Below are 11293 nucleotides of genomic sequence, written 5' to 3' on the forward strand. Positions count from 1 at the left end.
GGCGTGTCTCGACTTCGCTCGACACGACCGGGGTTAGGGGGCATGAGGGTTTTGATGCATAAGCTTGTGACCGCCTCGATCGTCGCCGCGTCGCTGCTCCTCGGCGGCTGCGGCCTGCGCCCGCTGTATGCGAGCGGCAGCGACGGCGCGGTGGCGACGATCCTCGCCGACATCGACGTCGCCCCGATCGAGGGGCATCAGGGTTGGCTCGTCCGCAACGCGCTGCGCGACCGGCTCGTCGCGGCGCAGAACGGGCAGGGCGCGGGCAAGCGCCTGCGCCTCGACGTCAAGCTCGAGGACAGCATCACCGGCTTCGGCGTTCGCGCCGACGATGCCGTGACCCGCGAACGGCGAACCCTGCGCGCGCGCTATCAGCTCGTCGATGCCGCCAGCGGCGAAGTGCTGCTCGACGCCACCGCCTTCTCCGATTCGGGAATCGACGTCGTCGGCAGCGAATATGCGACGATCGCCGCCGAATCGACCGCGCTTGAGCGGCTGTCCTCGGCGGTCGCCGACCAGATGGTCGCGCGCATCGCGGTCTTTGCCGATCGCGGCGGTGGTCGCTCGGCCGACGCGCCCCCTGCACCGGCATCCGCCCCCGCCGGGCAATGAAGAGCGTCAAGCCGCAAGACCTCGAACGCATCCAGCGGCTCGACCAGCGTTTTTTCCTCCTCACCGGCCCCGACGATGCGACGATGGAAACCCTCGCCGCGCGGCTGACCGGCCTCGCCGGCAAGGACGCCGAACGGCTCGACCTCGCCTCGTCGCAAATGGCGCAGGATCCCTCTTTGCTCGCCGCCGAGGCCGCATCGATGTCGCTTTTTGCGGGCGCGCGGGTGATCCGGCTCGACATCCTGGGCAGCGGCGACGACTGCCTCGCGGCGGTCGAGGCGCTGCTCGGCGCCGACAATGCGATCAATCCGGTGATCGCCACGGGCGCCTCGGTCACCGCCAAATCGAAACTGGTCAAGCTCGTCGAGGCGGCGGCGCATGGTGTCGCGGCGATCTGTTACCAGCCCGACCGGCGCGCGCTGATCGGCATCGCGATGACCGCCGCCGAAGGCGCCGGCCTCCGCCTCGGCAATGCCGAGGCGCAATTGCTGATCGACCTCGTCTCGGGTGACCAGGCGCTGATGCGCCGCGAGCTGGAAAAGATCGCGCTCTATCTCGACGCGGGCCGCGACCGCCAGCGTCAGGTCACCGCCGCCGACATCGCCGCGCTCGGCGCTGCGACGCATGAGGAGGATGTCAGCGAGGTGATCAACGTCGCGCTCGGCGGCAAGACGCGCGAGCTGCCCGCGATGTTCGCGACCGCCGCCGCGGTCGGGGTCGCCGAAATCCGCATCATCCGCGCGCTGGCGATCCGCGCGACGGCACTCGCGCGCCTGCGCGCCGAGGTCGACGCCGGCGCCCACCCCGCGACCGTCGTCGCGGCGAAAAGCAGCGGGGTGTTCTGGAAAGAACGCGACGCGGTGACCGCGCAGCTTCACATCTGGGATTCGGTGCGCATCGCCCGGTTGATGAGCCGGTTGCTCGACTGCGAGCGGGCGCTGAAGGCCTCGGGAACGGCGGGCGGCGTCCTGTTCCGCAAACTCGTCACCGACATCGCCCATCAGGCGGCGCGCGCGCGCTAAGCGGGCTCTCAACTGCGCTATCAATCCCGTTCGTGTCGAGCGAAGTCGAGACACCCATGGGAGCGCGTGCCTTCGCGTGTCTCGACTTCGCTCGACACAAACGGAGTTGGGGTGGGTTCTATTTTTCCTCGCTCGCCTTCGGCTTCCACCGGATCACCCGCCACACATAGATCAGCACCAGCGATCCGATCGCGACCAGCGCGAGCGGGCCGACGAAGGCGTCGAGGTTGGCGAACTGGCCGCCGAACCAGTGGCCGGCGCCCGCCAGCGCGGTGATCCAGATCGTCGAGCCGGCGGCGGTCCACAGCAGAAACTTCGCCTGGTTCATCTTCACCATGCCCGCCGGCAGCGACACCATCGTGCGCGCGACGGGCATGAAGCGCGCGACGAAGACGATCGCGGGGCCATATTTCAGGAACCAGCCGTGCAGTTTTTCGACCTCGGCCCAGTCGAGGGTCAGCCAGCGGCCGTGGCGGTCGATGAAGGGTTTGAGCCGCTCATAACCGATCCAGCGGCCGATCGCGTACCAGACCCAATTGCCGGCGGTCGTCCCGGCGACCGCGACCGCGACGAGGGTCCAGAAATCGAAGCGACCCTGCGCGACGGCGATGCCGCCAAGGCCCATGATCACTTCCGACGGGATCGGCGGGAAGACATTTTCAAGGACCATGAGGATGAAGATCCCCACATAGCCCCAGCTCTGGATCAGGTTCAGAATGAAATCGGTCATGGCGGGTCAACGCGCGCCGGGGTCAGCCGATCCGTCGCTGGATCGCATCCCAGATCATGCCCGCCGTGTCGCTGTTGTTGAAGCGGTCGATCGCGACGATTCCGGTGGGCGAGGTGACGTTGATTTCGGTCAGCCATTCGCCGCCGATCACGTCGATGCCGACGAAGATGAGGCCGCGTTCCTTGAGCGCGGGGCCGAGCGCAGCGCAGATTTCCTGCTCGCGCGGGGTCAGCTCCGCCGCCTCGGCATAGCCGCCGACTGCGAGGTTCGAGCGGAACTCGCCCTCGCCGGGCTTGCGGTTGATCGCGCCCGCGACCTCGCCGTCGACGAGCACGATGCGCTTGTCGCCCTTCGACACGCTGGGCAGGAATTGCTGGACCATGAAAGGTTCGGGCCAGACCTGTCCGAAGAGTTCGACGAGCGCGCCGAGGTTGCCGCCGTCGGCGTCGATCCGAAACACCGCCTTGCCGCCATTGCCGTGGAGCGGCTTGATCACGACGGCGCCATAGCGCGCCTGGAAATCCTTCGTCGCGTCGAGGCTGCGGGTGACCATCGTCGGGGGCATGAACTGCGGGAAGTCGAGGACGAAGACCTTTTCGGGCGCATCGCGGACCGCCGCGGGGTCGTTGACCACCAACGTCTCGCCCTTGATGCGTTCGAGCAACCAGGTGCCGGTGAGATAACCGAGGTCGAAGGGCGGATCCTGCCGCATCAACACCACATCGACGTCGCGGCCGAGGTCGAGGGTGATTTCGTCGCCGAATATGTAATGCGCGCCGGCCTCGCGCTTGGCCTCGAGCACGCGATGCGCCCTCGTGGTCAGCCGTCCGGCCTCCCACGTCAGGCAGCGCACGTCGTAATGATAGATTGTGTAGCCGCGCTCGAGCGCGCTCAGCATCAGGGCGAAGCTGCTGTCGCCATTGATGTTGATGCCATCCATCGGGTCCATTTGCACGGCGGCGCGCAGGGTCATGCTCTTCTCCTTGGGCGCCGTCAGGGCTGCCAGACGTGGACCAGATGGCGCGGCAGGCGGCGCGGCGCAAGGAGCATCACGTCGATCCTGATGTCATCGCGCGGCCCGGCGAAGCGCGGGGACAGCATTTCGGCGGCGGCGGCGACGCGGCGCAGGCGATATTGGTCGATCGCGAGGTCGAGGTCGGCCGCCTTGTCGCGCCATTTGACCTCGATGAAGGCGACAATGCGCCCGCGCCGCGCTACCAGATCGACTTCGCCGACGGGCACCCGCAGTCTTTGTCCGAGGATGCGCCAGCCATGGAGGCGGAGCCACCAGGCGGCGCGGCGTTCGGCCTTGCGCCCGCGCGCTTCGGCCTCGGCGCGTTTCATCCGCCGTCTTTCCCTGGGCCCTTGAGCGTGAGCGCGCGCGCGTAGGTTTCGTGCCGGTCGAGACCGAAGCGTTTGGCGACCGCCTTCGCCGCCTGTGCGACGGGTTTGTCGGCCATCGCCTCGCGTAGCGCGGCGTCGAGCGTCGCATCGTCGGCAGTTTCGGTCACCGCTTCGCCGGGCGGGCCGACGATGATGACGATCTCGCCCTTGGGCGGGGCGTCGGCATAGCGCGCCGACAGCTCGGTCAGCGTGCCGGTGATACATTGTTCGTAGAGCTTGGTGATTTCGCGCGCGACCGCCGCCTCGCGGTCGCCAAGCCCTTCGGCGAGCGCGGCGAGCGCGCCCGACAGGCGCGGGCCGCTTTCGTAGAAGACGAGGGTGGCGCGCAGTCCCGAAAATTCGGCGATGGTGTCGGCGCGCGCCTTGGCCTTGCTGGGCAGGAAACCCGCGAACAGGAAACGGTCGCTCGGCAGCCCCGACAGGGTGATCGCGGCGATCGCGGCGCAGGGACCGGGCAGGGTGGTGACGGGCCGCCCCGCTGCGCGCGCGTCGCGCACCAGCTTGTAGCCGGGGTCCGAAATCAGCGGGGTGCCGGCGTCTGACACCAAAACGACAACTTCCTGCGCCATGCGCGCAACCAGCGCGGCGCGGGTGCGTTCGTCGCTATGGTCGTGATAGGGGGTCATCGAAATCCGCAAACCGAGGTGCGCCAGCAGCTTCGCGGTCACCCGCGTGTCTTCGGCGGCGATCAGGTCGGCGCGCGCGAGCGTCGCTGCGGCGCGTGCGCTGATGTCGCCAAGGTTGCCGATGGGGGTCGCGACGATATAGAGACCGGGCAAGGGAGAATTTGAGATGGTCGAATCCGGCATGACGCTGCAAATGGCAGAAATCGCCAGCCAGCGCCAAAATAATGCGTCGCCGCGGCGGCACATGCTGCGCCAGGTCGCGGTGCTGGCGCTGGCCGGGCTGCTCGGCGCGTGCCAGATGGTGCCCAAGGCCGCCGGTCCGACCACCGCGCCGCCGCCCGACAAGCCGGTCGACACGATCGAACCCGGGCTGCCGACCGACACCGACCGCCACCGCGTCGCGCTGCTGGTGCCGCAGACCGGTCCCAATGCCGACGTCGGCATGGCGATTGCCAATGCGACGACGCTCGCGCTGCTCGACACCAAGACCGAACGGGTGCGCATCACCACCTATGACACCGCGCTCGGCGCGGCGGCGGCGGCGCAGCAGGCGGTCGCCGACGGCAACAAGCTGATCCTCGGCCCGCTGCTCACCGAAGATGTCACGGCGGTCGCGCCGGTCGCGCGCGCCGCGAAGGTGCCGGTGCTGAGTTTCTCGAACGACAGCGGCGTTGCCGGCAACGGCGTCTTCATCATGGGCTTTGTTCCCGGCCAGTCGGTCGAGCGCGTCGTGGCCTATGCGCGCGGCAAGGGGCATGTCCGTTTTGGCGCGCTGGTGCCCAAGAATGTCTATGGCGACCGCTCGGCGGCGGCGTTCCGCGCCGCGGTGGTGGAGGCCGGCGGCACGTTGGTCGCGGTCGAAAGCTATGACCGCAGCGCCACCGCGCTGACCGGCGCGGCACGGCGGCTGGCCAATGGCGGCGCGATGGACGCGGTGCTGATCGCCGATTCGGGCGGCAATGCGATCCGCGCGGTGCCGATCATCAAGGGCACGGGCGGCAAGCAGATCCTGGGCACCGAGTTGTGGAACACCGATTCGTCGCTGGGCACCAACGCGGCGATGCGCGGATCGTGGTTCGCGAGCGTATCGGACGGGCTTTATGGGCAGCTCGCGGGCAAATATCGCACGCGCTATGGCAAGTCGCCGTACCGGCTGGCGAGCCTGGGCTATGATTCGGTGCTGCTGACGGTGCGGATCGCGCGCGAATGGAAACCGGGGACCAGCTTCCCGGTGAACCAGTTGCTCGCCGCCGATGGTTTCGGCGGCATCGACGGCATTTTCCGCTTCAATAACCGTGGCGTGGCGATCCGCGCGCTCGAAGTCAGCGAAGTCGGGGCGGGCGGTTTTCGGGTGATCGAGCCGGCGCCGACGAAGTGGTGATCCGGGTCGGCGAAGTCCGAAACGTGGCATAGCCGCCACAGTCGGGCGAAAAGCGGCACCTATTTGTCACAGGCAGCCTTTACGGCGGCCGCGCGTTCCCTATATGAGCGGTGCGCGCGGTCGCATCGATTCCGCGCGCCCTTTGCCAACGACCAGGAGATACAGCTATACCACCGCCCACAATTCGCCGCCCGATGGCGCCTATGCCGCCCAAGAACGGCCCGCGATACAATGAATTCATCGCCTCCCCCAAGGTCCGCGTCATCGACGAGGAAGGCGAAAATCTGGGCGTAATGCTGACTGCTGAAGCGATCGAACAGGCGGCCTCCGTGGGGCTGGACTTGGTCGAAGTGTCCCCCAACGCCGATCCGCCGGTGTGCAAATTCCTCGACGTGGGCAAGTTCAAATACGAAGCCCAGAAAAAGGCGAACCTGGCGCGCAAGAGCCAGAAGACGCAGGAAATCAAAGAAATCAAGATGCGTCCGAATATCGACGACCATGATTTCGACGTGAAGATGCGCAAGGTGTTCGACTTCCTCGAGGAGGGCGACAAGGTCAAGATGACCATGCGTTTCCGCGGCCGCGAAATGAGCCACACCCAGCTCGGCCTCAACGTGCTCCAGCGCGTCGCCGAACTGACGTCGGAAATCGCGAAGGTCGAGGCGCATCCGCGCACCGAAGGCCGTCAGATGCTGATGGTGATCGCGCCCAAATAAGCGCGCAGGCGTCAGCCGATCGAGACATTGCGGGCGGTCGTTCCAGCGGGACGGCCGCCCGCTTCGCGTTCGGGCTCAGTCACCCCAGTGGCGGGTCAGGCTGGTGCGGCCGGTCGTGCGTCCGTCGGCGTCATAGCGACGCTCCATCATCATCACCTGTCCGGCGCGCGATACCGCGACCAACGTGCTGCAGCGCGTGCCATAGACCGGACCCGGCAGGAACAGCGCCGGGGCGTCGCTGTCGGTCAGCGCGGACATCAGTGCGCCGAAATCGGGATCGGGTTTTTTCACCTGGCGGCGCAGGATATCCGCCAGCCGCTCGGCGCGCGGGCACGGCGTGTCGACCGGTTCGTTGGCGAGCGCATGGATGCCGCCGCCCAAGACATCGATCGCGGGGCCGGGGCGGTTGCTGAGCAGGCGCACCTCGTCGTCGGCGACCGCGAACAGATTGAAGGCGTTGAAGCGGTCGAGGTCCGCGGGCTCGGGATCGGCGAAGCGCCCCGCGCCGCGCAGCATGTCGACCACCAGCGCGCCGCGCGAGTCCTTGGCGGGGTCGGGCAGGGCGCCGCGGACATTGGTGACCACGACGATGCGGCGGCGCGCCGGCTGGACGCCGAGCCAGGTGCCGCCCGCCTGCAGATCCTGCCCGGCGACGATGCCGCTGCCGTCGTCCCAGGCGTGGAGCGGCGCGGCGGGGCGACCGTGAAATTCATCGCGATTGCCGATCAGGATCAGCGGCCAGTCGGGATGGACGCGGTGGGCAAGGGCGACAACACACATGCGCGGCATATCGTGCGCCGCCGCCCATTTGCCAAGCCCGTTCGCGGATCCCGCTGTATTGCGGCGCTATATCACCGCATTGCTGGCGGCGGCGAAATCTGATAGTTTGGCGTGAGTTTTCTGGAGGGGGAGCTAGCATGAACATGAATGTCAAAACGCCCTGGCACCTGTGGGCCGTCGGGGGCGTATCGCTGCTGTGGAACGCCTTTGGCGCCGTCGACTACACGATGACCAAGCTCAAGAATATGAGCTATCTGGCGGGGATGACGCCCGAGCAGCAGGCGTTCCTGTTCGGCTTTCCGCTGTGGGCCAATGTCGGCTGGGCGCTCGGCGTCTGGGGATCGCTGATCGGCTCGCTCCTGCTGCTCGCGCGCAGCCGCCATGCGGTCGCGGCCTTCGCCATCTCGCTGCTCGGGCTGGCGATCAACAGCGCCTATCAGTTCGGGGTCAAAGGCGCCGAATTGCAGCAATTGTTCGGCATCGGCCCGATGATCTTCACCGCAGTGATCGCGGCGATCATCATCGCGCTGCTGCTCTATGCGCGCGCCATGGCGGCGAAGGGCGTGCTGCGCTGATCTTTGTTTCCCCTCCCGCCTGCGGGAGGGGCAGCGAGACTTACGAGCTTGCGCGTTAGTCGCAGCGGGGTGGGTAATGGCCCGCTGCTGGCCCACCCCCAACCCCTCCCGCCTGCGGGAGGGGAGATGAGAGGTGGGTTTTCCGTCAAACCGCGCTCACCGCGCCCGGATGAACGCCCGCACATCCTCCGACAATTTATGCCGGTCCTCGTCGCGGATATACATCATGTGGCCGGCGCCATAATAGGTGTAGTGGATGCGGTCCTGCGGGATGCCGGTGCGCGAGAGGGCATATTCGGCGGCGAAAAAGGGCGTCGCGAAATCATAATAGCCCTGCGCGACGAGCACCTTCAGCCCGCTGTTCTCGCGCAGCGCCTGGCCGATATAGGGCGCGACGTTGAGATAGGCGTTGGTGTCGCGGCCGCCGATGCGCCAGTCCCATTGCCCGCCGATGCCGCCGATCGACTGATATTCGCGGTCGGTCTTGAACCCCAGGCCGTCGCGCGCCCAGCTGTTGATCGCGGCCGTATAAGAGGCGTCAATGCCATAGAAGCTGGGGTCGTTGTCGGGGCCCTCGCCGGCATTGTCATAATCCTTGCCGGTGTAGCGGCTGTCGAGGCGGCCGACGGTGAGGCCGCGATCGCGCAGTAGCTCCTTGTAGAAACGCTGCGGCGTGACGCGCAGGTCGGCCTGTTCGAGATAGGTTTCGCTGAGGCCGGTGAAGCGTGCGAGCTCGCGGCGGATCGCGGCGCGCTCCTCGCCCTGCAATTTCTGGCCCTTGAGCAGCGCCGTCGCATAGGGGCCGATCGCCCATTGCCGCGCTTCCTCGACGAAGCCCTCGACCGACGGCGCGGTCGCCTTGCCATGATAGAGCGCGGTCGCGGCCATCGAGGGCAGGTTGGTGATCGGCGACAGCTCGTTGCCCGAGGTGTCGGCGCCCGCCGCGAAATCGAGCACGGTCGAGATCAGGATGATGCCGTTCAATGCGACATCATTATAGGTGTCGTTCATCAGCTCGTTGGCGACCGCCGCCGAGCGGGTGGTGCCATAGCTTTCGCCGCCGAGATATTTGGGGCTGTTCCAGCGGCCATTGTCGCCCAGCCACAGGCGGATGACCTGCGCGACGAGCTTCGCATCCTGGGTGACGCCGTAATAGTCCTTGGGGTCGGCCTTGCCGATCAGGTGCGAAAAGCCGGTGCCCGGCGGGTCGATGAACACCACGTCGGTGACGTCGAGCAGCGCGTCGGGATTGTCGACGATCGGATAGGGTGGGGCGCCGTCGTCGACGCCGGTGCCGGGGATGGCGACGCGCTTTGGCCCGAAGGCGCCCATCATCAGCCAGACGGTGCCCGACCCCGGGCCGCCGTTGAACAGGAAGGTGATCGGCCGGTTCGGGTCGCGCGGTTCCTTGACATAAGAGGTGGTGACCACCGCGACTTCGGGCACGCCGTCCTTGTTCTTGATGATCGTCTCGCCGATCGTCGCGGCGTAGTTGATCCGCTGGCCGCCGAAGGTGCCGCTGAGCTTGGTGGTGCGGACCTGCGGCGTGACGTCGTCGGATTTTTCGGCCTTAGCCTTATCGGCGGGCGCGTCCTGCGCGTGGAGCATGGACGGCGCGGCAAAGGCGAGCGCCAGAGCGATGAGCGACGGACCCGATTTCATTGGATATTCTCCCCGGTTGAGGCGGCGGACGCTAATGGGCGTGCGGGGAGGGGGCAAGGGTGTCGGTCGGGCGCGGCGGGGCTTTGGTCGAAGCGGCGTCAGCTGCCCGTCTTGCGAAAGGTGATGACCGGCGCGGTCTTGGCCCCGGGCTGGTCGCTGATCTGGCGGGTGCCGCGCTTCGTCGCGCCATCGGGCCAGAGTATCTGATAGACGAAGCGACCGGCATAGGGATAGGCGGCGCCGGTTTCGACCTCGGTCCAGCGGCAGGCGGTGCGGTCCCACGGATCGCGGTGCTTGCGCAGGCAGACGTTGAACGCGAAGGCGTCGATCATCCAGATCTCGCCGCCGTCGGGGCTGGTGCGAAAGGTCGGGCGGACATCTTCGCGCCCGTCGGCGCAGATCGTCATCGAGGCGACGACCGGCGGTTTCTTTGGCGCGAGCTTGCGCCGCTGGGCGTTCAATTGCTGCGTCAGGCCGAGGTCGAGATAGCCGTTTTCGGTCGTAGCGCCCAAGGCTTCGGCATCGGGGTCGGCGGCCGGCGGCGCGTCGGGATCCGACGTCGCGGCGATCTCGGCACCGCCTTCGATCTGTTCGCGTTCATAGGCGGCGAGCGGTCCGGCATAGACTGCCTCGGGATAGCCGAGCCGCGCCATTTCGGCGCGCAGCCGCGCGACCTCGAGCGCCAGTTCGCTCCATGGCTGCGTTTCGGGGTCGAGATCGTCATAATGGTCGGGATGGAGGACGCAGCCCTGCTTTTCCTCGTCGGTGATGTCATAGACGTCGCCTTTTCCGTTCGGCGAAGGATAGAGCATCTTGTCGAGCGGGCGCGGATATTCGGCGACATAGGCCTCGGCGCCGAGCCGCGCCTCATAATAGCCGGGCGGATACCAGTCCTGGCGCGGAACCTTCGCCGCGATCGCCGCAAGCTGCGCGGGGGTCTGCAATTGCTGCGCGCGCGCCTCCGGCGCGACAGTCGCCGCCAAGGAGAAAAGCGCAAATAGCCGCCACGCTCGCATCATTCCGAAAGACCCCTCACCCGGAAGGATCATTCTACGCGCGTTCGACACGTTTCGCTACCGCTCGCTAGCGGCCTGTTTCATGCCGCCTTCGGCGGCACCGACAGTTGCAGGTCCAGCGCGTCGAGCACGGCGGTCAGCGTGTCGGGCGCGCACCGGCTCTCCATCCGTGCCAAGCGATCGCTACGCCAAGGATAGCCGTCAGGACGAGCAGCATGGGCAGATTGACCCGGGAGAGGGCCGCGAACATTGGCGCCCAGTCCGGAATGCGTCCCAGCGTCTCGAAGGTGATGGCTTGCGCGGCAATAAATCCCGCGGCGATCAAGAATGGCAGACCGTGTTTCGGCGACTGGCGAAACAGGTACAGCGTGACCGCCAGCGCGACCAGGTTTCCGCCTGCCATGGCATAGGAAAAATTCTCGTCCGGCCGGAGAAACGGGATGAACATGACCAGTAGTCGGAATGCGATCGGAGAGATTACGAACAGCAGGGTTGCCAGCATATAGCGAGCGTGCAACTGGACCTGGTAGCGGTGCCTGAGACCCAACCAGAAAAGCAAGGCGAACGCGATATTGGCGAGCGGATCGAAAAAGCCGAACTGGGCGATCTGCTTGCCTTCGAGCGTGGTGAAATCGCCGGCCAGGGTCGCCGCCTCGACATGGAGGACCCACATTCCCCCGATCAGGAAGAACGGGAAAAGCAGGAAGGTCGCGAGCCCGGTCGCGCGGTGCAGCGGGAGTTGATTGTGGTGGGCTGTCCAGCTCTGCCG

13 protein-coding genes are annotated in these 11293 nt (G+C 66.8%); 5 read left to right on the forward strand and 8 right to left on the reverse strand.

Features of this window, described 5'->3' with window-relative positions; all coding sequences use genetic code 11:
• The first annotated feature begins 54 nt into the window (after positions 1 to 54).
• Both lptE and holA read left to right on the forward strand, forming a co-directional pair.
• Positions 55 to 612 carry an LPS assembly lipoprotein LptE gene (gene lptE, locus ACREB7_RS19285; RefSeq protein ID WP_431593888.1) on the forward strand — a complete coding sequence of 186 codons (558 nt, stop codon included), beginning with the start codon at positions 55 to 57 and terminating at the stop codon, positions 610 to 612.
• Positions 609 to 1634: a DNA polymerase III subunit delta gene (gene holA / locus ACREB7_RS19290; RefSeq protein WP_431593889.1), complete on the forward strand. Its 1026-nt coding sequence runs from the start codon at positions 609 to 611 to the stop codon at positions 1632 to 1634. The genes lptE and holA overlap by 4 nt, the downstream gene beginning before the upstream one ends.
• Positions 1635 to 1752: 118 nt before the next feature.
• Here the strand turns inward: holA and ACREB7_RS19295 are convergent, their stop codons facing one another.
• From ACREB7_RS19295 to rsmI, 4 genes are read right to left on the reverse strand one after another with little or no spacing between them, the layout of a single operon-like run.
• Positions 1753 to 2364: a DedA family protein gene (locus ACREB7_RS19295; RefSeq protein ID WP_431593890.1), complete on the reverse strand. Its 612-nt coding sequence runs from the start codon at positions 2362 to 2364 to the stop codon at positions 1753 to 1755.
• Positions 2365 to 2386: 22 nt separating this feature from the next.
• A complete protein-coding gene (gene gshB / locus ACREB7_RS19300) occupies positions 2387 to 3337 on the reverse strand; it encodes a glutathione synthase (protein WP_431593891.1) in 951 nt (316 codons plus the stop codon).
• A gap of 20 nt (positions 3338 to 3357) precedes the next feature.
• Positions 3358 to 3708, reverse strand: a complete 351-nt coding sequence (locus ACREB7_RS19305) for a YraN family protein (RefSeq protein ID WP_431593892.1) — start codon at positions 3706 to 3708, stop codon at positions 3358 to 3360.
• Positions 3705 to 4577, reverse strand: coding sequence for a 16S rRNA (cytidine(1402)-2'-O)-methyltransferase (gene rsmI / locus ACREB7_RS19310; protein ID WP_431593893.1), 873 nt, complete (start codon positions 4575 to 4577; stop codon positions 3705 to 3707). The genes ACREB7_RS19305 and rsmI overlap by 4 nt, the downstream gene beginning before the upstream one ends.
• Before the next feature lie 61 nt (positions 4578 to 4638).
• On the opposite strand from rsmI, the gene ACREB7_RS19315 reads away from it, so the two are divergent.
• Together ACREB7_RS19315 and infC are read left to right on the forward strand one after the other, a co-directional pair.
• Positions 4639 to 5775, forward strand: coding sequence for a penicillin-binding protein activator (locus tag ACREB7_RS19315; RefSeq protein ID WP_431593899.1), 1137 nt, complete (start codon positions 4639 to 4641; stop codon positions 5773 to 5775).
• 194 nt (positions 5776 to 5969) lie between these two features.
• Positions 5970 to 6491, forward strand: coding sequence for a translation initiation factor IF-3 (gene infC / locus ACREB7_RS19320; RefSeq protein WP_293847529.1), 522 nt, complete (start codon positions 5970 to 5972; stop codon positions 6489 to 6491).
• 75 nt (positions 6492 to 6566) lie between these two features.
• Here infC and ACREB7_RS19325 read toward each other — a convergent pair whose 3' ends face one another.
• Entirely contained in the window at positions 6567 to 7271 is a 705-nt protein-coding gene (locus ACREB7_RS19325) for an NRDE family protein (RefSeq protein WP_431593894.1), read from the reverse strand.
• Positions 7272 to 7408: 137 nt separating this feature from the next.
• On the opposite strand from ACREB7_RS19325, the gene ACREB7_RS19330 reads away from it, so the two are divergent.
• On the forward strand, positions 7409 to 7846 hold the full coding sequence (locus ACREB7_RS19330; protein ID WP_431593895.1) for a hypothetical protein: 438 nt from the start codon (positions 7409 to 7411) through the stop codon (positions 7844 to 7846).
• A gap of 156 nt (positions 7847 to 8002) precedes the next feature.
• Here ACREB7_RS19330 and ACREB7_RS19335 read toward each other — a convergent pair whose 3' ends face one another.
• The 3 genes from ACREB7_RS19335 to ACREB7_RS19345 all read right to left on the reverse strand — a co-directional run.
• Positions 8003 to 9508, reverse strand: a complete 1506-nt coding sequence (locus tag ACREB7_RS19335) for a S10 family peptidase (protein WP_431593896.1) — start codon at positions 9506 to 9508, stop codon at positions 8003 to 8005.
• Positions 9509 to 9606: 98 nt separating this feature from the next.
• The gene (locus tag ACREB7_RS19340) at positions 9607 to 10491 is read right to left on the reverse strand and encodes a hypothetical protein (RefSeq protein ID WP_431593897.1); all 885 of its coding nucleotides are present in this window, start codon (positions 10489 to 10491) and stop codon (positions 9607 to 9609) included.
• A 169-nt stretch (positions 10492 to 10660) separates the two neighbouring features.
• A partial coding sequence (locus tag ACREB7_RS19345) for a hypothetical protein (RefSeq protein WP_431593898.1) occupies positions 10661 to 11293 on the reverse strand: 633 nt, incomplete at its 5' end.

Origin of the sequence: Sphingopyxis sp., from assembly GCF_050725615.1 — a bacterium.
Classification (GTDB): domain Bacteria; phylum Pseudomonadota; class Alphaproteobacteria; order Sphingomonadales; family Sphingomonadaceae; genus Sphingopyxis.

Coding starts and splice junctions, on each gene's coding strand:
- lptE (WP_431593888.1), top strand. CDS start 55: ATGCATAAGCTTGTGACCGCCTCGATCGTCGCCGCGTCGCTGCTCCTC.
- holA (WP_431593889.1), top strand. CDS start 609: ATGAAGAGCGTCAAGCCGCAAGACCTCGAACGCATCCAGCGGCTCGAC.
- ACREB7_RS19295 (WP_431593890.1), bottom strand. CDS start 2,364: ATGACCGATTTCATTCTGAACCTGATCCAGAGCTGGGGCTATGTGGGG.
- gshB (WP_431593891.1), bottom strand. CDS start 3,337: ATGACCCTGCGCGCCGCCGTGCAAATGGACCCGATGGATGGCATCAAC.
- ACREB7_RS19305 (WP_431593892.1), bottom strand. CDS start 3,708: ATGAAACGCGCCGAGGCCGAAGCGCGCGGGCGCAAGGCCGAACGCCGC.
- rsmI (WP_431593893.1), bottom strand. CDS start 4,577: ATGCCGGATTCGACCATCTCAAATTCTCCCTTGCCCGGTCTCTATATC.
- ACREB7_RS19315 (WP_431593899.1), top strand. CDS start 4,639: ATGCTGCGCCAGGTCGCGGTGCTGGCGCTGGCCGGGCTGCTCGGCGCG.
- infC (WP_293847529.1), top strand. CDS start 5,970: ATGGCGCCTATGCCGCCCAAGAACGGCCCGCGATACAATGAATTCATC.
- ACREB7_RS19325 (WP_431593894.1), bottom strand. CDS start 7,271: ATGTGTGTTGTCGCCCTTGCCCACCGCGTCCATCCCGACTGGCCGCTG.
- ACREB7_RS19330 (WP_431593895.1), top strand. CDS start 7,409: ATGAACATGAATGTCAAAACGCCCTGGCACCTGTGGGCCGTCGGGGGC.
- ACREB7_RS19335 (WP_431593896.1), bottom strand. CDS start 9,508: ATGAAATCGGGTCCGTCGCTCATCGCTCTGGCGCTCGCCTTTGCCGCG.